Source organism: Streptomyces sp. ISL-66, assembly GCF_018614135.1.
Taxonomy (GTDB): Bacteria; Actinomycetota; Actinomycetes; order Streptomycetales; family Streptomycetaceae; genus Streptomyces.
Genome location: NZ_JAGGOW010000116.1, coordinates 15,370 through 35,851, shown reverse-complemented (window position 1 = coordinate 35,851; position 20,482 = coordinate 15,370). Strand labels below are relative to the sequence as shown.

The window sequence follows — 20,482 nt, the reverse complement described above, 5'->3', positions numbered from 1 at the left end:
CGACCGCTCCGCTCCGCCGCGCCCGGCAGCGCCCGCCGCGCCCCGCCGCGGACCGCGGTGCCTCCTGGCAGGCCAACGCGATGTCCCTGCCGACCGTGGTGTGCTCGCCGCGAGCCCCGACAGTCCGGGTGAGCCACGGACCCTGACGCACCACCGGGCGCCGAACCTGAGACGGAGGCCTTCCACACCACCCTGCCTGTGGGCCCGCCGACGGCGGCCTCGCTGGAGGACCGGATCCGCCCGCACGGGGGCGTTCCCACCGACCTCGCTGCGGCCCGCCGCCTGCGGGCCCGCCGGTCGTGCAGCGCGGCGCGCTCGGCTTCGGCGAGGGGCTGGTCGGGGCAGCGCGCCTCGCTGGCCGGGTTCGCGTGCTCTGAGCCTCCGCGGTGGTGCGGCCGCACGTCGGCCGAGTGTTCCCCGCTGTGACGCGGAAGCCGTCCCGTGTGCCCGGCCAAGGAGAGCGGGTGGTCGCGGGAAGTCCCAGAGAAGTCCAGGAGTAGCCCTCGAGAAGTCCGCCCGGCGGCCGGGTCGATCAGCGGGTGTGGCTCGACGCGGGCTGGACCGGGGTGCCGTGCGTCTTGACTCCGGGGGACGGGGTGCCGTCCGTCCAGGCGTAGACCTCTTTGCCGCGCACCGTGACCTGGTACTGGTAGTAGTCCCGGCAGTCGGGCCGCTCTTCGGCCCGCGTGTCAGCCGGCCACCACTTGGCCGCCAGCACCGTCTTCGGAGACTTCTTCGGCGTGCCCGCCGAGCACTGCGGGCCGTCCAGCGGGGTCGCGCCCAGGGTGAACCGGATCAGCCGCGCCTGGCCGTCGGTGCGCGCCTTTATTCGGACGTCGGTCGCGTCCTTCGGTACCCAGTCCGGCAGCACCCACGTCAGCTCCCCGCGCGTCGGGACCTGGGCGGCCGTCGCGAAGCGCTTGCCCTTCTCCTTGAACACGCGGTCGTTGATCGTGTCGGTCACGGGGTTGGTCGGCAGGTTGGGCAGGGCGATGGCGGCGGTGGCGAGAACTCCGACGGTGGCGGCGGCGATGACGAGAGGACGGCGGTTCATGTGTACGAGTAAACGCGGCGGGGTCCGTAACCCGCGTCCCTCCTGAGTACCAACCCGATCTCTGCCGGAAGGGTGACATCGACTCATACCAAGGTCTTGCTCTGCCTTCGGGCAGAGGCCGGATCCCCCATGAGGCTTATGTCCGTCCCTCCGACCTCGGCTGACGACGCGCCGGAGCGTGCCCAGTCGCACCGGCGCCCCTGGTCCCCGGACCGCCGCGCTCCCGCCCCCACCCGCCACCCGGGGTGGGCGCGGGTCGTTAGAGGAACCATGCCCCGCCGTCCCGCGCCCGCCGCCGACCTCCACCGTGCCCCCGGCTCCGCCGGCGCCAAGGCCGGTACCGCCATCCGTGCCATCCGTGCTGCCCGCGCGTCCGCTCTCGCGGTCGCGGCTGCCGCGACCATGGTCCTCGCGCTGGCGCCGGCCGCGTCCGCGGCCCCGGAGGTTCCGGCGGACAAGCCGCTGGTGCTGAGCTCCTGGACGGCTGTGAGCGGCGGCAGTTACGAGGCCTGGGCCGCCGCCCGCGCGAACCGGGAGGCATGGATGTCGTACGGCTTCGACTGGTCGACGGACTACTGCACGACCTCCCCGGACAACCCCTTCGGGTTCCCCTTCCGCCTGTCCTGCGCCCGGCACGACTTCGGGTACCGCAACTACAAGGCGACGGGCGGGTTCCGGGCCGTCAAACCCCGCCTGGACGGCATGTTCCACACGGATCTGCGGCGGGTCTGCGCGCGCTACTCGGGCGCGCGCAAGGCCTCCTGCGAAAGCACCGCGTGGACCTACTACCAGGCGGTCAAGGCCTTCGAGTAGGGCGGAAGTTCACCATGACCACCGCGGTTCGTGATCCCCGGTCACGGCTCGGCGCCCGCTCTCGGGCGAGCACGAGGCCGACGTAGCCGAAGAACCACGGGCGCGGCTGTACGAGTTCGAGACGTCGGCGCGTTGTGAGCGGCTACGGCTGGGGTCCAGCCCTCCCATGCAGTCGAGAGTCAGAGAAAAATGCGCGTGGGAGCCAGGACGGGCGCTGCGGGAAGGCTAGGTCGTGTCCGATGGGTCGTGGAATCGCTTGGGCGTAAGCGCAGTGGAGCGGCGATGACGTGCGGGTGTTCTACGAAGATCTCAGCGAGTACGACTACCAGGACGAGGACGCGTTCACAGACAGGGAGTCGGGCGTCTACGCGCTCTGGTACCGCCCGGCGTACACCCGCCTGAACATCGGTTGGCTGGAAGTCAGCAAGCCGTACTCGACGGGGACGGCCCCCACGGTGTTCGTGGAGAAGCTGAAGGCTGTTGAGGAGGTCCAGCGGCTGAACGTCTGCCTCGGGTGCACGCGTGCGACCTGTGTCCTGCGGATGAGGTTCTGGAGGGGAACGGGGTGGTACGGATTCCGGGCGGACCCGGCGTTGCTTATGCCGCTCCGTTCCTGATCACGCACTACGTCACCGTCCACGGCTACCGGCCGCCGCAGTCCTTCGTGGATGCCGTTCTCGCTGTCGGCCTAGACGCCTGGGCCGCCACACGGTGGCCCGACGTTCCCTTTCCCTGGGTCCCGGATGATGCGGAACGCATGCTGGAGTAGCGGCGAGCGTTCACGTACGCAGCCAGAGCCGTATCGAGGCGACGGTGACCGTCCCGTGAAAGACGTAGGCCCGCTTGTCGAAACGGGTCGCGACAGCCCGGAAGATCCTTAGCCGGTTGATCGTTCGCTCCACCTCGTTGCGGCGCCGGTAGATCTCCCGGTCGAACCCGGTCGGACGGCCGCCCTTGCTGCCTCGCCGCTGGCGGTTGGCCCCTTGGTCCTTGGGCTCCGGGATCGTGTGCTTGATCTGGCTCCGCCGCGGATAGCGGCGGTTGCGGCGCGATGAATAGGCCAGCCCGCAGGATCTTCTCCCACGTGCCGTCCGCTGACCCCCTGCGATGACGGTCGTGAACTGTCTTCCACTTCCCGAAACGGGACGGCAGATCCCGCCACGGCAGACCAGTCCGCTGCCGAAAGAGGACCCCGTTGATCACCCGGCGGTGACACTGCCACCGCCCACCCCGACCAACGTTCCTCGGTAAATGAGGTTCCAGCCGAGCCCCTTCCTCATCCGAAAGATCACCCCGCCCCACGTAGACCGCAAGGATCCGCCAGAGGCGGAGTCACGCCGTATCTACTTTCGACCTGGTGCGCCATGCTGGCCTCATACGCGTAAGGGGTGGGCGATAGCAGCAACCGCTTGGGGCGTGATGGCGGTCCTGTTCTTGGGGATAACCCTCTGGTTCGGAGCTCTAGGAAGCGTCCGACTGGGACTGACTGGGGACGAAGTCCACATACGCCTCTCGCGATGTCAGCTCAAGATTGACGGTCGCGGGGGGAGCCACAACGAGTGCACAGGCAAGCTTGTGGACAGCGAGAGCACCGCCACGGTGAAAGTGGGATATGACGGCAAGCCGGGCGAGACCGTGGCGGCCGCCAAGACACCTTTGGGTAGCTATTCGGCGATTGATACCAGCTTCACCTCATGGGGGATCGGGGTCTTGTTTCCGTTGCTGCCGCTCGGGGCCGCGGTGTTGACTGCCTGCCTTGCTGTGCGTGCAGCTCGCAAGTGCCTGCGGCTGGACGTGCCAAGCGCCTCGCCATAAGGGTGACGGCGACCCAGGTGATCAGGACTTCACTGTCCGCCGTGCCGCAGTGGCGCTGCTGCCTCGATCATGCCGGATGCGAGAGCACAGGCCAGAACCCCCACATGCGTGAGCGATGCGTGAGCGGACGGGGTGGCATCAGGCGTCATACGCCGGATTGGGCACCGTGCCGCGTGGTGCTGACCAGGAGGTTCAGCACCACGCGGCACAGGCCGGAATTGCCCGGCAGGGATTCGATCCCACTCCTAAAGCGGGTGTCGCAGGTTCGAATCCTGCCGAGGGCACAAGCGCAAAGGCCCCCAGCCGATCTTGGCTGGGGGCCTTTGGCGTCTACGTCTGACATCAACGGGGCGGTCGCTGTCGGCCGGGTGGCTCTGGAGCGGGCGGGCCGCGTGAGGGGCTGTCAGAAGGTCAGGGACCAGCCGTTGAGCGTTCCGGTGCCGCCTGCGGACACATCGTAGGCGCGCAGGGTCCATGTGCCCGCGGCGGGAGAGGTGCTGCCGTCGACGGTGTAGATCTTCTTGAGGTTGCCGCCGGCTTCCAGCGGGGCGGACTCCTTCAGTAGGTAGATCTTGCCGTTCGGGTCCTTGAGTTCGAGCGCGACATCGCCGAGCCAGTCGTGCGTGACGTCGACGAACACCTTGAGGTCCTTCGGCGCGTTTCCGGAGATCCCGCTCACGGTGGTCGCGGAGGAGAAGTCAGCCGCATCGGGAACGGCCTGGTTGACCTGGTTCTCGAGCGAGGGGAAGGTCAGCGACCACCCGTTGATCTTGCCCGTGGCTCCCGCGGAAACGTCCTCGGCGCGGATCTTCCAGGTGCCGTTGGCCGGGGAGGAAGCTGCGTCCACCGTGTAGGTCTTCATGATCGTGCTGCCGATGGCCACCGGCTTGAGGGGGTAGGCCTTGCCGTCCGGGTCGATCAGGTCGATCTTCACTTCGGCGGGGTACATGTGGGTGGCGTCGAGGTCGACCTGCAGCCCACCGGTGGCCTTGCCTGCGAGCCCGCTGACGGTGATCTCCGAGGTCGCTGTGCCCGGGTCGGGGATGGCCGTGACGGCCGTGCTCACAAAGGGCGTGGGAACGGTCAGCGACCAGCGGTCGAGGGTGCCGGTGCCGCCCGCGGACCTGTCCTCGACTCGCAGCTTCCAGGTGCCGTTGGCCGGGGAGGTGCTGGCGTCCACGGTGTAGGTGGTGTCGAGGGTGCCACCGGTCTGCGCCCCACCCGTTGCCTTGAGCGGGTAGGCCTTGCCGGCCGGATCGATCAGGTCGACCTTCACTTCGGGAAGCCAGTCATGGGTGAGCTTCACCTGGACCTGCATGGTCTTCGATGCCTGGCCGGGGACGTCCGTGATCGTGATGGGCGACTGGGCGACCGCCAGGTCGGGGATGGTGAAGTTCGTGTCGTTGAGGATGCGCGAGGAACGGGGCTTGGGGTCGGGGGCGGGGGCCGGGATCGGGTCGCCCGCGCCGACCACCGTGCTGATGTCGATGCGGGGGATCGTTCCCCCCTCCGCGGCGATGGGCTTGCCCGTGGACTTCAGCAGCGCCTCGAGCTCCGCGACGCTCTTGGCGGGGTAGGCCTGGCGGAGAACCGCGAGAGCACCCGCCACATGGGGGGCGGCCATGGAGGTGCCGCTCTTGGTTCCGAAGGCTCCGCCGGGGAGCGCGGAGGTGATGTTGGTGCCGGGGGCGAGGAGGTCGAGAAGCGGTCCGCGGTTGCTGAAGGTGGAGAACTGGTCGTCGTCCGTGGTGGAGCCCACGGTGAGGGCGGAAGGCACGCACCCGGGGGCGTTGACCGCGTTCGAGAAGCCGTTGTTGCCGGCCGCGACGACGGTGGCGACGCCCTCGGCGAAGAGGGTGTCGATGATCGGCTTACGGGGGTCCGCGGCGCAGGCGGCCGTCCAGCGGCCGCCACCCAGGGACATGTTCGCGGCGATGATGTTGGTGCCGGCCTTCTTCATGGCCGAGACCTTCTCCAGTGCCTTGATCTGCGAACTGGTGAAGCTGAGGACGCAGGGGCTGGCTCCCGGCCCGCAGTACGAGTCCGAGGTGAACTTGGAGAACACCTGCATGGCGATGATGTCCGCGCCGGGGGCGACACCGCGAGCGGGCGCTCCGGTCACACCGGTTCCGTTGCCCGCGGCGATGCCGGCTACGTGGGTGCCGTGGGAGCAACCCGTACCGACCGTGGTGCACGGGCCGCTGTCCGCGTCGGCGCTGCCGGTGCCCTCCTGCTCGGCCGTGCCGTCCGGGCACAGGCTGGTGGCTCCGTAGGCGGCGTCCGTGACGGAGAAGCACGCCTCGGCCTTGACGCGGCCTGACAGGAACGGGTGCCCGGTGGCGACGCCGGTGTCGAGGATGGCGATCGCGCTGCCGGCGCCGGTCTTCCCGGCGGCGACGGCCTTGTCGCTGCCGATCTTGACGGTGGACTCGTTCAGCGTCGGTTCGACCGGGATGTCCTCGGTGACGCTGACGACACCCGGCATGGCACTCAGCGAGTCCAGGCCGGCCCGGTCCACGCGGAGGGTGACCATCGGCAGGCTGTCGTAGGAGACGAGGGTTTCACCCGCTTCGGAGGCCGAGGAGAGGTCCGACCGCCCGTCGAGGAGGACGTTGACGCGGACGGAGCCGCCGCCCTGGGTCTCGTCGAACAGCGGCGGGTCCACCGGGCTTTCGTCCGCGGCGAACGCCGGGCTGGAACCGGTGAAGGGGTTGGCGCCGACCGGTATCGCGGTGAGCACCATGGCTGCCGCCGAGGCGGCGAGCGCGACCCGCATGGATCTCTTCACTTCGTGTCTCCATGGAAGGGGGAGGGGAGGGGGAGGGGAGGGGGAGGAGAGGGAGGCCGTGTGGCCAGCCATCGGGCGCTCGGGCGAGAACACGGGCGAGCCGAAGGGTCAAGCGAAAGCGAGGGGGTGACGCGGGCTCAGGCGCGGGGGGCGGCCGAATGGTCAGGCGGCGCCCAAGCCGGGAGCGGGGGGGGGAAGGTCGGGGGGGACTCTTGGGAAGGCTCAGGGGGACGTGGGGCCGGGCGGCCGGCGATGTCGGGCGCCCGGCCCCTACGGTGTCCGTCGAACTAGTCCGTCAGGCGATCCACCGGAGCGGATCGACGGGACGATCAGGTGGCGTCGGCACCGTTCTTCGGGTGCCCGCCGTAGAAGACGCCGAGGTAGTAGTTGTAGGCCAGGTTGTTGCAGGCGCCGCGCTTCCACCAGGAGTAGGCCGGGCAGGTGTTGTAGCGGAGCAGGTTGTAGAACGCGACGTCGGTGGCGATGCCCTTGTTGCGGTCCAGGTAGTAGCTGTAGCCCTTGTAGGTGTTGCCGATGGTTCCGTAGCCGTAGTCGTGCGCGTCGCACGCGGCGCGGAAGTCGAAGCCGGCGGGCCGGTCGTACGAGGAGGTGCAGTGGTCGTAGTTGAGACCACGGACCCAGGAGCCGGTGGGCGTCTGCTTCCAGGACGGCCACCTCCAGCCGTAATGGGCGACCGGGGTGGAGCAGTTGCCCCAGTACCTGATCCACGACTCCGGGGAGCCGCAGGAGCGCGGGTTGGCCTGCGGGTCGGTGATGTCCCCGCCGATGAAGTTCTCGGCGGGCGGGCTGACCCCGTCGGGCTGGTCCTGCCCGGGCGCGATGGAGCCGGCGTCGGGCATGACATCGGTGGTCTCGTGGGCCTGCGGGGCGGCGGTGTCGCCGCTGAACGCCAGCTCCCACTTGCCACCATCGCCGCTGGTCAGGGTCGAGAGACGGTCACCGCTGTCGTAGGTGTAGGAGCTGAGCTCGCTGCCCTCGGCCGGGTTGGTGACCTCGCGGAGCAGACCCGATGCCTCGTAGGTGTAGCGGGCCAGCGTCTGGACGATCGGGCCGGAGGTGACCGTGATCTCCTTGACCTGGCCGGCCACGTCACCGAGGGCCGTGCCCGTCGCGGTGGTCGCGGTGGCGTAGGTCAGAGCGAGGGACTGCGCCGGGGTCTCACCGCGGGCGGGCTCGCTGACGGTGGCGACGCGGCCCTGGGCGTCGTAGGCGACCGTGGTGGCCTTGTACGCCTTGTTGCCGACGCTCGTGACGCGCCAGGTGTCACCGGTGCCGGACGCCTGCTTCCAGGTGTACGTGGGCTTGAGATCGGCCTGCGGGATGGGGTTGCCGTCCGCGCCGACGGGGCCGGTGTCGCCCTCGGCCGCGGCGCCCATGGCGATGTTCAGCGTCTCGGTGATGGTCGACTTCATGTCACCGGCGAGGTCGTCCCACGACACGTTCTCGACCAGGGTCGAACCGTCGGACGCCGTGTAGGTGTTGATGCTGCCGCCGCCCGGACCGTCCATGGACTCGGTCAGTTCGTAGCGGGTGTACGCGCTGCTTTCCAGGTCGGTGGTGGTGATCGAACCCGAGTCCTGGGTCAGCTTGCGGTTCAGCTGGCCACCGACGAACTCGGCTTCCCAGCTGGGACCGAAGACTCCGAGGTCGGAACGGGTCTGGGGTGCGTCCTGGGCCTGCGAGACCCCACCCTGCGCCTGACCGGCGACGGTGTGCGTACGGCCCATGAGGCCGACCGAGACGTCGTTCTCGAAGACCTGGTAACTGTCGGTCGCGGACTGGTACATGCCGGGGCCGATGTTCTGGATCTCGCCCGCGGCGAGGGGCGCGCTGGGCACCTCTTCGGCGGCGGAGGCCGAGAACTGCTGCGGGACCAGCAGAGCCATGGACATGGCGGCCACTATGGGAAGCGCAAATCTGCGCACGGTAAACCTCTCGATGGGTGTTGGGGTGGGGTGCTGAAGTCTGTGCCGCTGCCTGCGGACAGGGCGGGGACAGGGCCCTGCCCATGGGCACGGCTGTGCCATGGGAGTGGCGGGGAGGGTTCAAGTGAGGGGCGGAGCGGGGTCCGGGCCTGGGGACCGGAGCCGGAAGGGGCCCCGTCCGGCGGCGCGGTCAGGCAGCCCGGGCGGCCCGGAGGGCTGTAGGGCTCGTACGGTCCGTACGGACCGGGAGATCAGATCGGACCGGGAGATCAGGTCGGTCCGTGAGGTCGGGTCGGCGGGACCGTGCCGCCTCGGCGACGCGTTCGGCCCAGTCCCGTACCGGTGCGGAGATGTGGGGCGTGGCCCGGGCGGTGGCCTCCATCCGGTTCCACAGGTCCTCGTCGCACCACTGGCCGAACCGCCGGTGGGCGTTCTGCCAGGAGACGGGAAAGGACTTCGGCAGCGCGCGCCAGGACTCGCCGCTCACCAGGATGTACAGGACCGCGGCGAAGACGGCTTCCTCGTCCGCCCTGCGGGTGCCGCCTCCTTGGGGGCGGACCGGACCGGTGGCGAGCAGGTGCCGGGCGAGCGGCCAGAGGACCGTCGGGGACAACCAGGCGAATCGGCCGGTGGTGCGGGGAAGTGCTCCCCGTCGGGCCGGTGCGGTCACCCTCGGTGCCTCGCGGGCCCTGTTTCCGCCGGACCGGAGGCCGGTGGTCAGCTGTCCGCTCCGCCGGCGACGAGCGGGGCACTGTCCCAGCGCCAGTCCGCCTGGTGCGTCACACCGTCCGAACCGGTGATCTGCGCAGGGACGCCGGTGACTGCTCCGGTGAGGAGCGCGGTGGCGGTGACGGCGAGGAGCGTGGCGGTCTTGAGGCGGCTGAACATGGCTGGGGTCCCCCGAGTTGTGCGGTGTTTCCTGCTGACGTGATCAAGGTTGCCGCAGGTGAAGGGGGTGAACCAGGGTTCTTGGGTGGCGTGGACTCGACATGTCCTTCACACGACACGATGCGCTGGGGAGCATTCAACAAGGCGGTCCATGACGTCAGTTCGTCAGGCCAGTTCGTCAGGCCGGCCGTCAGGCCAGTTCGTCGACGACCAGTAGCGGCACCTCGGCCTTCACCAGGGTCCACGCGTCGGCCCCGTCGATCCGGCGCGCGGCGTTCTTCCAGGCCACCGCGGCCCAGTGTTCGGCGGAGTGGAGGTCAGGGGCCCGGAGGTAGAGGCCGAGCACCGGCTCGCCCTCCGCGCTCACGTGGCGTACGGCCAGCTCGATCGCCGGCTGTACCTCGGAGAGGGCGGCCTCCGCACCGGGCGGCAGGTCGCCCACCCCCTGGGGGGCCCTCAAATGCACGTGGACCAGATACATGAATCCTCCCGATTCGCTCTCGTTCCCTCATCAAACGTGCCGCATCGGTGGGAACTTCGCCGACACGGGTGGAAAGGGGGCCGAACCGGCGAACCGGCGAACCGTCATCGCCGCATTCGTCAGATCGGCCGGATAGCTCCGCCGAATTCCGTGCCTTACACCCTTCGATCGCGCGGCCGGGCAAGCTAGCCTGGCGCAGGCGCGCAGGCCATGTGAGCTGCGGAGATATGCCATGCAGGGTCTTCCAGGGGGTGGGCGGCAATGTTCGGTCGACTAGAGCTCGACGATGTGACCGCATCGGTTTACCGAAGCAAACTGGCCCATCCGCGGGACGGAGTCCTGGAGCTGGCGGAGCGGCTGGGCCTGACCCCCGACGACGTACGCCGCTCACTGGTCCTCCTCAGCGAGATGGCGCTGCTGCGCGGCGGCGGCGAGGGCGACCCCGGACAGGGACGCGCCATCGATCCGCAGCTCGCGCTCCAACTGCTCCAAGCCCGCCAGCAGGCCGAACTCGCCGCCCAGCAGCAGCGGATGGAGGCCACGCGGGCCGCCGTCGTCGACCTGATGGCCGAGATCGCCGACTCCTCGTCGCAGGAATCCTCCAAGTCCGGAATCCGGTACCTCGAAGGCATCGACGCGATCCGGGACCAGATCGAGCTGCTGTCCGCGGAGACCAGCTCCGAGGTGCTGTCGTTCGCCCCCGACTCGCAGATGTCGCAGGCGAGCATCGAGGCTGCCCGGCCGCTTAACCTGCGCAACGTCGAGCAGGGCATCGTGATGCGGACCATCTACCTCGACAGCATCCGCCACGACAACCATGCCCGGGAGTACGCGACGTGGCTGGAAAGCATCGGAGCCCGCATCCGCACCAGCCCGGTCCTGCCCAACCGCCTCACCATCGTGGACCGCCGCAGCGCCCTGGTGGCCGTCGACGCGACGAACACCGCGGCCGCGGCGGCCTTGGTCACCAGCCCGGGCCTGATCTCCCTGCTGGTCACGCTCTTCGAGCACATCTGGGAGGCCGCGACCCCGCTCGGGCCGACGGCGGCGCCTTGCGAGCCCGAGCTCCTCACCCGGCAGCAGGCCGCGGTATTGCAGCTCATGGCCGAGGGGCGGACGGACGAATCCATCGCCCACAGCCTGGGCGTCTCCACCCGCACCGTGGGCCGGGTGATCACCGGGCTGCTCGCCCACCTGGGCGTCCGCAGCCGGTTCCAGGCAGGAATGCGCGCGGTCCAGCACGGATACCTGTCCCACTCCCCCCTCTGACACAGGGCATCGCCTTCCTCGTCGCCTTCCTCGTACTCGTCACCGCCGCCCGCCGACGATAGGCTCCCGCCCCGCCCGCGGGTCAAGGAACTGTCTCGTGTGGTCGGGGTTGTGAGGCGGCATCAGGTGGGATCGGGTGGGAGCGGGCAGGACCAGGCGGGGCCAGGCGGGGATCAGGCGGGGATCAGGTCACCAGGTCCGCGTAGAGGATCACGTTGTTGGTGTGGTGGCCGTTCCTGATCTCGCCGCCGCAGGTCAGGAGGCGCAGCTCGGGGCGGTTGGTCTCCCCGTAGACCTTGTCGGTCGGGAAGTCCTTCTTGGCGACGGGAGGCGGTCGCGCTGGCCCGGGGGCTGGGCGCGGCCCAGGCCTTCCACAGACTGGGGCGGGCCCTGCTGGCGGCCGGCGGCTGCCGGAGGCGGAGGAGGCCCTGACCGAGGCGGCCGGAATCCATGCCCGGGCCGATCAGCTGGGTCTCCCCGGTCTCCAGCGCCGGGGAGGGGACGTCCTCGGCGACCGCCGACTGCGGGAGCAGCAGGGCCAATGACACTGCCGCCACTACGGGAAGCGCGATTCTGCGCACGTTCGGATCCTTCGGTCACCGGCGGCATGCGGTCCAGACCCTCGCGGCCGGCCCCTGTCTCGCCTGTTCGAACCGGTCGTTCTCGGCCGGCAACGAGAAACCTAGGAACCCGCCCCTTCGATCCGTTATGCCTCCGCCATCGCCCGCCCCGATACCTCTCCGATGACACCCGGTTGCCCGTACGGTGACGCCCGGCCGGGGGGGGGTGCTTGGTGTCGACGGAGTGGGTGCCGAGGTAGGGGCGTTGGTTTCCCAAGTGCACTTGCCCATCACGCTGTTGAGCGACGAACCTGAGCGATGTTCAGGTTTCATCGGCTCCTCCGACCGGAGACACCCCCACCATGAGAAAACTCCTCGGCACCCTCGCGGCCGCCGCCCTGGCCCTGACCGGCCTGACCGGCCTGACCGCCGTCACCGCCACGCCCGCGACAGCCGCCACCACCGGGTCCTTCAACGTCCTCACGTACAACATCGCCGGCCTCCCCCTCGGCCTCGGCGACAGCGACCCGCAGACGAACACCCCGTTCATCGGACAGCGGCTCGGCTCGTACGACGTCGTGAACGTGCAGGAGGACTTCAACTACCACGCATCCCTGTACGCCAACGACACCCACCCCCACCGCACAGCGACCAGCGGCGGAGCCGCGTTAGGCGACGGCCTCAACACCCTCTCCGACCACGCCTTCGAGGACTTCGAGCGCGTCAGGTGGAACCGCTGCACGGGAACCAACTGCCTCACCCCCAAAGGCTTCTCCCTGGCCCGCGTACGGCTGGCCGAGGGCGTGTTCGTGGACCTCTACAACGTCCACACCAACGCCGACAGCACCGACGACGCCCTCGCCGCCCGCCGAGCCAACATCGAGCAGCTGTCGGACTTCATCCAGGCCAACTCCTCCGGCAACGCCGTGATCGTCATGGGCGACACCAACACGCGGTACACCCGCGCGGGCGACAACATCCGCACCCTGCTGTCCGAGAACGGCCTGCAGGACCCCTGGGTCGACCTGATCAAGGGCGGCACCGCGCCCGCGCAGGGCAGCGACCCGCTCCTCTGCGACTCCGCGGCCCCGGCCAACGGCTGCGAGGTCGTCGACAAGGTCCTCTACCGCGGCAGCGAACTGCTGCGCCTGAACGCCACCCGCTACAACAACGAATGGGCGTCCTTCCTCCGTTCCGACGGCAAGCACCTCTCCGACCACTTCCCGCACACGGTCGACTTCTCCTACACCCTCAACCCGTCCCTCAAGGCGAGCGACGTCTTCGGCGGCCCGCACGGGACCGCCTTCAACGACGCGGACGGCCTGCCGGCCACCGTGTCCCCGCGCACGCTGACCCTGCGCGGCGCCTCCCGCCTGGATGCGGCGTCGCTGACACACGACGGCGGTACGCACCTGACACACGGCGGTACGGGCGGCACGGCAACGTCCCTGACCCTCGGCTTGGGCGAGCACCTCACCTCGGTGAAGCTGACACGGGGCCAGAAGGACGGGCGCACACGCGTCTTCTCGGCGGCCTTCACGACCGACCAGGGGCGTACCGTCTCCGCCGGTGCGGTGACGTCGGACACGAGGACCTTCACGGCACCGTCCGGCTGGCAGATCGTCGGCTTCACGGGCCGGTCGGGCGACGAAATCGATGAACTGGGCGTGCTGTACGCACCGATCGGCTGACGGGCCCGGGCTCGGCGTGAGGGGCGAGGTCCACGCCAGGCGTGCGCACCCTCGCTCCGCAGGGCCCGGTGACCGCTCGTCTTGACCGCCGGGAGCCCGGCCCGCCCCGTCTTCCCGAGATCAAGGGGGCGGGCCGGGCTCCGCCCTCACACCGTCCGACCGAGCCGGGTCAGCTGCCGATGCCGAAGTGCACGTACCGCGGTTCCACGTTGCGGCGGTCGAAGCCGCCCTGGAGGGTGTAGCCGGAGGCCACCCACTCCGAGGATTGCGGATCATGGCGGTGACAGGTGAGGTAGTCGCCCCACTTGCCCCCCAGGGGGCCGTGCGTACTCGTACTGGTAATGGCCAGCCGCCATTCGCCGCCGTCGCGGAAGCCGACCACGTGCGACGGATGCCTCGGGCCGCCGCCGAGGAACAGCGTGACGCCGACGATCCCTTGGGCGTTCGGGCAGGCCGCCGGCTGGGCGTACGCGGACTCCTGGCTCCAGATGTCGGGCTCCTCCACCAGAGCCTGCGTGGTCACGTCGACGACCGCGCCCTTGACGTACGGCATGGGTCGTCCGGATCGGGGCCCGGCCGTCCACAGGAAGCCCGCGCGGGTGCCGCTCACCCAGCCGCCGGTGATGCGCGAGTCGGTACGGGTGAGCCACTCGACGCCGCCGGGCCCGGGAGCGGAGAACGGATCGGGAGTCCAGGGGCTCACCTGCACGTCGAACGACCCCACGGTGTTCGAGGCATCGGGCCAGCCGTGCACCCTCAAGGTCCGGCCGCCGTTGTGGCTGGCGAAGAACATGCTGCCGGCCGCACCCTGGGTGAGCCGCAGGGAACCGTTCTGCGTCGTCGTCCACCACTGGTACGTCAGCTCGGTCGCGGCCTTGAGCGCGTCGAGGGGCAGCTTGAAGGCGAAGGCGCGCTGCCAGTGCCCTGCCGCGTTGAAGGCGTTGAAGGTGACGTAGAGGTGGTTCGAACTCACTGCCGCGTCGGGGTAGTCGAACCACATGTCCGTCCACGAGTGGTCCAGGTCCCGCGGACTGAAGTCCTGCCAGTTCCATGCGGTCGGGTCGTCGCCAGGGGCGTAAGCCACACGGAAGACGTTGCTGCCCGCTTTGGCGCTGTACTGGAGGATCCAGACCCAGAGGTCCCGGCTGGGTTCGTAGAAGACGATCTGGTCGCAGCAGAAGCCGCCCGCCGCGGAGGGCAGCGCGGTGAACGGATCGACCAGGGTCCATCCCGCGCCGTTGTCGGTGCTGCGGCTGGCGAACCAGTTACCGGTGATGAAGATGTTGTCGCGGGACGTCGCGACGGTGGGTTCGTGGACGGTACCCGTCTGGATGCCGGTGGCGTTGTCGCCGAGGCCGATGTTCTTGATGAGGCGGACCTGAGCCATGACTGCTGTCCTCCGTCCTCCGTCACTGTTCCTCGGGCTCGTCGAGCTCCTGGGGAATGGTTTCGGGCACCTGGTCCTGAGCGGGGCCCATCGGCTTGCGACGGCGGCCGAGCCTCTCCTCGCGGGCGTCGAGCTCCTCGGGCGTCGGCGTACCTTCCGCCGACTCGGCCAGCGCGTTGGCCCGCCTTCCGGGCTTCGCCAGGGACTTCGGCTTCCGGGCACGCCCCACGTTCGCTTCCTGCGCCACGTACGGAGGGCCCTCGGTCCGCTTCTCGTTCGACATCTGAACAGCCTCCGGTTCCTGCTGATGAGCTCACTCGGTGCGCGGCCGCAGCGCCTTGGCCCGGCGCCATTCACCGCGCGCGAGCAGCGAGAACGTGAGCGTGGCGCAGACGGCGAGGGCGACGACGGCCCATTCGAGCGCCCCGCTGTGCTGGTCGGGGTCGACCCCGAAGACCTCTTCGATCCAGTCACGCCAGACCAGGGTCACGATGAGGAGGATTCCGCTGATCGCGGCGGCGATCGCCTCGATCCAGCCGCGCATACGCACATTACGCATCATCTTGCGCACCCTTCGCGAGGTATTCCACAGCCGGACCGGCCGCTCCACAACCGAGGGGAGGGTGAAAGCACCCGCCGGACTGACGGGCAGCCACGGCCCATCAGCGGCATCGCCACCGCAAGCAGGGGGTAACAGAAAATGCCGGGCCGAGGCCTCACTCCCAGTAGGCGCCGCCCCCCAGGGACTGTCAAACGCATGCTGTAGTCAGATCTTCGAAGCGAGACGCTACCGATTCTGGGCACGCGCACGGCTTACGGCGGTGCTACGTCAGTCACGCTAAGGTGCCTCTGACCTGCAAGAAAGCCCTCCCTGAGGGAGGGCTCGCAGTGGTGGAGAAAGAGTGCCCCCGGCAGGACTCGAACCTGCGGCCAAGTGCTTAGAAGGCACCTGGTGTGTGCCGTGACGAGGCGCCTCTGACCAGCCCGAACGGCTGCAGCCCCCGACCAGTCGCCGAACCGTTCCGCCGTTTTCGGGAAACCCTCGTTCGATCCTGGCCCCCACCTGCTTTGTCAGTGGCTCCGGCTAGCGTCCATCCCCGCATGGGTTCGAGGGTGGGAGGGGTGTTCGTGGGAGCCAAGACAGGCCTGCTGGCGTACGCGGACGGGGACATCCCTGCCGCTCTGCGTCAGGCAGCCGAAGCCGATATCGCGAAGACGACCGAACTCGTCGGGCGGCTGCATCCGGGCTGGGGCATGGAGGCTGCGGAGGGCGAGACCCTGGGGGAGGGAACCTACCCCGCCGACGGGCTCACCTACGCCGCGAGCTTCCCGGGCGTGGACATCGTCTGCGACCGGCGCCTGATGTTCGACCGTCCGTCGCAGCTGCCGGAGCACCTGATCGCGGCGGGTGCGGGACGCCGCATGGTCCTGCACGCGATGCACAGCGTCGTCGACTGGCTCGCCTTCGCGGTCTGGGAGGACGGCCGCCTCGTCCGCTCGCTGAGCCTGTCGCCTGACAGCGGAGTCATCGAGGACATCGGCGAACCGCTCCCCTTCGAGGCACCGTACTGGGCTGGTGACCACCCTGTAGAAAAGGACCCGGACTGGGAGGACGAGCCGTCGTATGCACTGCCCTTTCACCCACTCGAACTGGGAGAACAAGCGCTCCGCGCACTCTTCGGCTTCATCCTGGAAGGCTGGCCGGCCCCGGACGACATCGATGTGGACGAACTCCGGCTCCACGGCTTCCGCCTCACGAAACTGACCGGCCGGGACCTCGCGCAACGGGCGGCCGACCTGGAGGCAGCGGCTCAGCGCATGCGCGGTGCGACCCACCGCGTCCCCGATGGCACCTCGCTGTCTGGGGAGGTACCGCTCGGTGGCGCGCTGGGGCTGTGATGCATGATCGGGCCATGACTCTTGGACCTCCGCCCGCATGGGGTGTTCAGTACTCGGCGTACCTACCCTCCGAGGCTGTGGCCAGGGCGGTCGCAGATGAGCTGGCTGAGCTGGGTCAACGCCTGATCGCGGTTCGAGTCCACGATCACTTCCGTTCTGATCCATCCAACTTCTGGTACGGAAAACCGTCGATGGATCCCGAGCTGGAGGGTTGGTGGCAGGTGTTCTCTCTTGCCGTCTACACCGGTCACGACCGTCTCGCCTTGGAGCCCTTCCTAAGGAGCGAACGGACCCGTATCGCGGATATAGCCCGGTCGCACGGTGGCTTCACGCAAGGGGGCGCCGAGGGACACGCGGCCACTCTGGAAAGGGCCTTTACCCGTGCCGGCTTGCTGCACGAACTACCCACCGCCGAGGTGACGCTGCCCGACCCGTTGCCGGTGGACCCCGAACCGCCCGCCGCAGGACCGCAATGGTCGTGCTCTGGAGCCGGCGAGCCCGGCGAGGTGGTCCAGGCCGTGGTGGCAGTCGCCGAGCGGATGTACGGGGGTGCCGAAGACATCCCGGATGTGGCGGCCTGGCTGCTCGACGAGGAGTTCGCCTTCGGGGAGCCCGACGAGTCCACGGGTGAATTCCTGGGAGACCTGGCGGATACCGTGGCCCACCAGGGCACCTGCACCGACGTCACGGTCGAGGCGGTTCCTTTCCTGGCCGCCTTGATCCGCGACGAAGGTGTCCCAACAGGGACACGGCTGATCCTGTTGGGCGACCTGCTGCGCCTCGCTGTCACCGGCCGCGCGACCGCTGCCTCCTTGGCCGACCGAATCGCTGCTCTCGGCAGCGTCTGGGAAGAACCTGCCGCGGACTACATGACACACCGAGCCATCAGTCGTGAAATGCCGGGCTTGTTGGCGAACTGGGACGCGGAGAGCGACGCCGTGCGGTTCGTCCTGGCCGCCTTGAACGCCTCGGTGACCTCTGATGGCGAGGCTCTCGTTACCAGGCAGCGGCTGGCAGCTCTCCCTGTCCCGGCCGGCACGTCACGCGCCGACATCATGGCGCTTGTGGAAGCACTCCTCCGTGGTGACCAATCCGGCTTGCAGACCGTATTGGATCGCCTGGCCGCCTGGGTTCCAGACATAGCGGAACGGTCCCAGAGCCCCTATGCGGCCCCGCGAGACCTCGCGATGTCCGTTCTGCCGGACCTCGTGATGGCGGACGTCGGTCCAGCCGCCTACCGCTGATCGGCCCTTGAGTTTCGGGCGACTAGGCCGTCGCGAAGCCCACCCAGGCCCTGCTGTCCTCCGCCCTTGTCAGCGGCTGGGGATCGAGTCCACCTGCTCTGGGGAATTGACGGCGAGGACACGCGGGGGAGCCAGGACAGCCGGCGCGGAGAGCTAGGGACAGGACTCCTCAGTCTTGGCGACGGTGAAGGCCAAGGGCTGGCCGGTGAGTGCGGCGCCAGCCTTCGGGTCCTGCGTGCAGACCTTCCAGTTCGACTCCTGGAGGACCATGCGGCTCTGCACCGCGTCCTTCACGGTGATGCTCGCATTGGCCGGGAGCGCGGAGCGGACGGCCTTCATGCCCTGGCTGACGAAGTTCGGCATCACGTCGCCCGCGGGCTTCGGGGCGGGCGCATCCGTGGCGGGGCAGCTTTCTTCGAGCTTGACGGCGCCGAAGTCCACAGAGGTCTTGGTGTCGATGCCCGCACCCGGCCCCGGGGTCTGGCTGCACACCTTCCAGTTCCGGTCGAGAGCCTGGAGCCGCTCGCGACCGAGGGCGTCGTGTGACGTGAGGACGAAGAACCCTGCGCCCTGCGCTTCGTCTTGGGCCGTCTGGAGGCCCTTGCCTACGAGGTTGGGCAGAGTTGCCGTCTTGGCAGAGGGGGCGGGAATGAACGCGGTGGGGGTCGCAGGCGGGGCGCCTGGCGTAGATGGCTTCCCGCTGTCGGCGACTTGGGGATTGCATGCGGTGAGGGCGAGGGCGAGGGCGAGGGCGCTGGCGGCAGCCAGGAGGGTGAAGGCGTGGTGTGGGCGCATCGCGCTATGTTGGCGGGGTTCGGGTGGCTGTGTGGGTGCTGTGACCGGTCTGTGACGAATGAACGCCCGAACTATGTCTCGCCGAGAGGACGGGCTCCGAAGCAGCCGGTCCATTGTCGGGTGGCGGTTGCCGTCTACCAAGGCCCTCCAAGCGAGAGTGGGGTGCCTCATGGCTCAGTTGCTGTGCCTGGTTTTGTTCTGCTGGATGACCATGCGACGGGGCCCGTCATCTCCGGCAGCGGGCCGCCATGGGTGGTCTCGTCGAACCCGCGCCATGAGCTTGGGAATCACCCGGCACTTGGGCATGCAGACAGGCTCTGACCTGTGGAAAATACCATCTGTAGTCTTGTTCTGGCTGACCTGCGGCGCCCCTTGGATGCCGCTGTTTACCGCCCCTACTGGCACGTAGCGGCACGCACCTAGGCCGTCTTGATTGCGTGGCCGGCATCGCTGGATGTCGAGGATTCTCCTCAAGCGGCCTGTGCGGCTTTGGCGTCCGGGGCATGGCTGGGCTGACGGGAGCAGCCGAAGATCACGGCCTTCATGTGTGATCGGCGAGCTAGGCGCGAGCTGGAGTAATGGGAAGGCCGTCGACTGTGTCGTTTCGGGGGCGCCTTGCCGCTGGACCCTCTTAGTTTTTCTTCAGCACCCTCGCCAGCTGGTCATCTTGCGCTCGATCTTGCGATCCACCGGGCTACACCTTCGAAGGCGTTGAGCACCCGCGTGTCGTAGGGACCGAAGAAGTCCTGACAGTCACGGCCGAGGCGGTTGTACAGGGCGGCGGCCCCACGCGTATCCCCTGCCTGGCCAGTGAGTTCTGCATGCTCTATGCGCGCCCCGAGTGCTTCCTGACTTTCCGGTCCGAACCGCAGTTCCAATTCGAAGATGCGGCGATCGAATGCCTGCATGCGCTCTGAATGGGCCATGTTGCTGTGCATGGCGCCAGGCGTGTGCGCCTGTTCGCTCACGACGGCCGCGTCTTCAGTTCCTAGAGAGTCCTGGATATTGGCCATGACCATGGCGACCGTTTCGGCGTTTCGTGGGCGATCTCCAGGATCCTTGGCCAACATAATCCGTACGATAAAATCGAGTTCCTCAGGGACGCCTGGACGGTGGGCGCTTGGTGGTGCCAGTGAATTATCGTGGTGCATCCGACCCACCGTCATAGGGTCATCCTGGGGAGTGCCGAAGGGCGGGCGTCCGGCCAGCATTTCGTACAGGACGCAGCCCACGGAGTACACGTCGCTGCGCACGCTGCCCGGGATGCCCCTCCACCTCTCTGGCGCCTTGTACAATGCGGTGCCCACACCTGTGTGGGATTGGGTGACATCGGCGAAGGATGCAAGCCCGAAATCCACGATTTTTACTTCACCCCCGTTAGTGATCATAATGTTGTCGGGTTTTATGTCATGGTGAAGCACCTTGCGTAGGTGTGCAGCGTGCAGGCCCTCGCACATCTCGCGTGTCCATCGCACGGTTCGTTCAATCGGGAGTGTAGGTCCCTCCTTCAAATGGCTGGCCAGCGATTTACCCTGGATGTATTCCATGACGATGTAGAGCTCGCCATCGTGCTCGCCACTGTCATAGATGTGAGCGACGTGAGGGTGGCTGATCCGAGCCATGGCAACCCCCTCCTGCCCGAACCTTTTCACCGTCCAATCAGTAAATTCCGTAAGGGCACCCTGCTGGCGGAGGCGTTGTCGAGCAAGGAACTTCAGGGCCACGGTGCGGCCCAGCTTCGTGTCCTCGGCTGGCCACACATCGCCCATGGCGCCACTGACCGGACTATCTTGTATTTTGAAACGGCCGCCGATCAGCTTGGAGGTGTCCATATGGTTGTTTTTTCTTTCTC

At 68.4% G+C, this 20,482-nt stretch carries 18 protein-coding genes, 1 tRNA gene and 2 pseudogenes; 7 read left to right on the top strand and 14 right to left on the bottom strand.

The features are described from left to right. Positions 1 to 532: 532 nt before the first annotated feature. Positions 533 to 1,054 carry a hypothetical protein gene (locus J7E97_RS22245; protein ID WP_215030107.1) on the bottom strand — a complete coding sequence of 174 codons (522 nt, stop codon included), beginning with the start codon at positions 1,052 to 1,054 and terminating at the stop codon, positions 533 to 535. Positions 1,055 to 1,456: 402 nt separating this feature from the next. On the opposite strand from J7E97_RS22245, the gene J7E97_RS22240 reads away from it, so the two are divergent. Next, on the top strand, positions 1,457 to 1,867 hold the full coding sequence (locus J7E97_RS22240) for a phospholipase (protein ID WP_215030119.1): 411 nt from the start codon (positions 1,457 to 1,459) through the stop codon (positions 1,865 to 1,867). A gap of 293 nt (positions 1,868 to 2,160) precedes the next feature. Then, positions 2,161 to 2,484, top strand: a complete 324-nt coding sequence (locus J7E97_RS22235; protein WP_251054954.1) for a hypothetical protein — start codon at positions 2,161 to 2,163, stop codon at positions 2,482 to 2,484. A 162-nt stretch (positions 2,485 to 2,646) separates the two neighbouring features. On the opposite strand, the pseudogene J7E97_RS22230 reads toward J7E97_RS22235, so the two are convergent. Beyond that, positions 2,647 to 3,169: pseudogene (locus J7E97_RS22230) on the bottom strand (transposase). 273 nt (positions 3,170 to 3,442) lie between these two features. Between J7E97_RS22230 and J7E97_RS22225 the strand changes: the two are divergent. Then, positions 3,443 to 3,682 carry a hypothetical protein gene (locus tag J7E97_RS22225; RefSeq protein ID WP_215030106.1) on the top strand — a complete coding sequence of 80 codons (240 nt, stop codon included), beginning with the start codon at positions 3,443 to 3,445 and terminating at the stop codon, positions 3,680 to 3,682. A 403-nt stretch (positions 3,683 to 4,085) separates the two neighbouring features. On the opposite strand, the gene J7E97_RS22220 is transcribed toward J7E97_RS22225, so the two are convergent. From J7E97_RS22220 to J7E97_RS22200, 5 genes are all read right to left on the bottom strand, one after another. Then, on the bottom strand, positions 4,086 to 6,470 hold the full coding sequence (locus tag J7E97_RS22220) for a proprotein convertase P-domain-containing protein (RefSeq protein ID WP_308346656.1): 2,385 nt from the start codon (positions 6,468 to 6,470) through the stop codon (positions 4,086 to 4,088). Positions 6,471 to 6,799: 329 nt separating this feature from the next. Then, positions 6,800 to 8,383, bottom strand: a complete 1,584-nt coding sequence (locus tag J7E97_RS22215; RefSeq protein WP_251054953.1) for a phospholipase A2 — start codon at positions 8,381 to 8,383, stop codon at positions 6,800 to 6,802. Positions 8,384 to 8,606: 223 nt separating this feature from the next. Continuing rightward, positions 8,607 to 9,029, bottom strand: coding sequence for a transposase (locus J7E97_RS22210; protein ID WP_215030105.1), 423 nt, complete (start codon positions 9,027 to 9,029; stop codon positions 8,607 to 8,609). Between the two features lie 104 nt (positions 9,030 to 9,133). Further along, positions 9,134 to 9,304, bottom strand: a complete 171-nt coding sequence (locus J7E97_RS22205) for a hypothetical protein (RefSeq protein WP_215030104.1) — start codon at positions 9,302 to 9,304, stop codon at positions 9,134 to 9,136. A 190-nt stretch (positions 9,305 to 9,494) separates the two neighbouring features. Then, complete coding sequence (locus J7E97_RS22200) at positions 9,495 to 9,785, bottom strand: hypothetical protein (protein ID WP_215030103.1); 291 nt, start codon at positions 9,783 to 9,785, stop codon at positions 9,495 to 9,497. 288 nt (positions 9,786 to 10,073) lie between these two features. On the opposite strand from J7E97_RS22200, the gene J7E97_RS36850 reads away from it, so the two are divergent. Continuing rightward, a complete protein-coding gene (locus tag J7E97_RS36850) occupies positions 10,074 to 11,054 on the top strand; it encodes a helix-turn-helix transcriptional regulator (RefSeq protein ID WP_215030102.1) in 981 nt (326 codons plus the stop codon). A 184-nt stretch (positions 11,055 to 11,238) separates the two neighbouring features. Here the strand turns inward: J7E97_RS36850 and J7E97_RS36070 are convergent. Beyond that, positions 11,239 to 11,379 (bottom strand): annotated as a pseudogene (locus J7E97_RS36070) (class F sortase); the annotation flags it as partial. A 597-nt stretch (positions 11,380 to 11,976) separates the two neighbouring features. Between J7E97_RS36070 and J7E97_RS22190 the strand changes: the two are divergent. Continuing rightward, the gene (locus J7E97_RS22190; RefSeq protein WP_215030100.1) at positions 11,977 to 13,305 is read left to right on the top strand and encodes a jacalin-like lectin; all 1,329 of its coding nucleotides are present in this window, start codon (positions 11,977 to 11,979) and stop codon (positions 13,303 to 13,305) included. A gap of 169 nt (positions 13,306 to 13,474) precedes the next feature. Here the strand turns inward: J7E97_RS22190 and J7E97_RS22185 are convergent, their stop codons facing one another. The 4 genes from J7E97_RS22185 to J7E97_RS22170 all read right to left on the bottom strand — a co-directional run bounded on the left by J7E97_RS22185 (position 13,475) and on the right by J7E97_RS22170 (position 15,665). After that, on the bottom strand, positions 13,475 to 14,692 hold the full coding sequence (locus J7E97_RS22185; protein WP_215030098.1) for a hypothetical protein: 1,218 nt from the start codon (positions 14,690 to 14,692) through the stop codon (positions 13,475 to 13,477). Positions 14,693 to 14,714: 22 nt separating this feature from the next. Next, positions 14,715 to 14,975, bottom strand: a complete 261-nt coding sequence (locus tag J7E97_RS22180; RefSeq protein ID WP_215030095.1) for a hypothetical protein — start codon at positions 14,973 to 14,975, stop codon at positions 14,715 to 14,717. Between the two features lie 30 nt (positions 14,976 to 15,005). Beyond that, complete coding sequence (locus J7E97_RS22175) at positions 15,006 to 15,254, bottom strand: ABC transporter permease (protein ID WP_251054952.1); 249 nt, start codon at positions 15,252 to 15,254, stop codon at positions 15,006 to 15,008. A 341-nt stretch (positions 15,255 to 15,595) separates the two neighbouring features. Then, positions 15,596 to 15,665: transfer RNA gene (locus tag J7E97_RS22170), tRNA-OTHER, on the bottom strand. 155 nt (positions 15,666 to 15,820) lie between these two features. Here J7E97_RS22170 and J7E97_RS22165 point away from each other — a divergent pair. Next, the gene (locus tag J7E97_RS22165; RefSeq protein WP_308346650.1) at positions 15,821 to 16,591 is read left to right on the top strand and encodes a hypothetical protein; all 771 of its coding nucleotides are present in this window, start codon (positions 15,821 to 15,823) and stop codon (positions 16,589 to 16,591) included. A 77-nt stretch (positions 16,592 to 16,668) separates the two neighbouring features. Next, complete coding sequence (locus tag J7E97_RS22160) at positions 16,669 to 17,835, top strand: hypothetical protein (protein ID WP_308346649.1); 1,167 nt, start codon at positions 16,669 to 16,671, stop codon at positions 17,833 to 17,835. A 153-nt stretch (positions 17,836 to 17,988) separates the two neighbouring features. Here J7E97_RS22160 and J7E97_RS22155 read toward each other — a convergent pair whose 3' ends face one another. Together J7E97_RS22155 and J7E97_RS22150 are read right to left on the bottom strand one after the other, a co-directional pair. Further along, positions 17,989 to 18,630 carry a hypothetical protein gene (locus tag J7E97_RS22155; protein ID WP_215030090.1) on the bottom strand — a complete coding sequence of 214 codons (642 nt, stop codon included), beginning with the start codon at positions 18,628 to 18,630 and terminating at the stop codon, positions 17,989 to 17,991. Positions 18,631 to 19,292: 662 nt separating this feature from the next. Continuing rightward, positions 19,293 to 20,462: a serine/threonine-protein kinase gene (locus J7E97_RS22150; protein ID WP_215030088.1), complete on the bottom strand. Its 1,170-nt coding sequence runs from the start codon at positions 20,460 to 20,462 to the stop codon at positions 19,293 to 19,295. Positions 20,463 to 20,482: the final 20 nt, after the last annotated feature.

Excerpts from the sequence above, each read along its gene's own strand:
- J7E97_RS22155 (WP_215030090.1), bottom strand. The coding sequence starts at position 18,630 with ATGCGCCCACACCACGCCTTCACCCTCCTGGCTGCCGCCAGCGCCCTC.
- J7E97_RS22150 (WP_215030088.1), bottom strand. The coding sequence starts at position 20,462 with ATGGACACCTCCAAGCTGATCGGCGGCCGTTTCAAAATACAAGATAGT.
- J7E97_RS22200 (WP_215030103.1), bottom strand. The coding sequence starts at position 9,785 with ATGTATCTGGTCCACGTGCATTTGAGGGCCCCCCAGGGGGTGGGCGAC.
- J7E97_RS22215 (WP_251054953.1), bottom strand. The coding sequence starts at position 8,383 with ATGTCCATGGCTCTGCTGGTCCCGCAGCAGTTCTCGGCCTCCGCCGCC.
- J7E97_RS22245 (WP_215030107.1), bottom strand. The coding sequence starts at position 1,054 with ATGAACCGCCGTCCTCTCGTCATCGCCGCCGCCACCGTCGGAGTTCTC.
- J7E97_RS22205 (WP_215030104.1), bottom strand. The coding sequence starts at position 9,304 with ATGTTCAGCCGCCTCAAGACCGCCACGCTCCTCGCCGTCACCGCCACC.
- J7E97_RS22190 (WP_215030100.1), top strand. The coding sequence starts at position 11,977 with ATGAGAAAACTCCTCGGCACCCTCGCGGCCGCCGCCCTGGCCCTGACC.
- J7E97_RS22180 (WP_215030095.1), bottom strand. The coding sequence starts at position 14,975 with ATGTCGAACGAGAAGCGGACCGAGGGCCCTCCGTACGTGGCGCAGGAA.
- J7E97_RS22185 (WP_215030098.1), bottom strand. The coding sequence starts at position 14,692 with ATGGCTCAGGTCCGCCTCATCAAGAACATCGGCCTCGGCGACAACGCC.
- J7E97_RS22175 (WP_251054952.1), bottom strand. The coding sequence starts at position 15,254 with ATGATGCGTAATGTGCGTATGCGCGGCTGGATCGAGGCGATCGCCGCC.
- J7E97_RS22240 (WP_215030119.1), top strand. The coding sequence starts at position 1,457 with ATGGTCCTCGCGCTGGCGCCGGCCGCGTCCGCGGCCCCGGAGGTTCCG.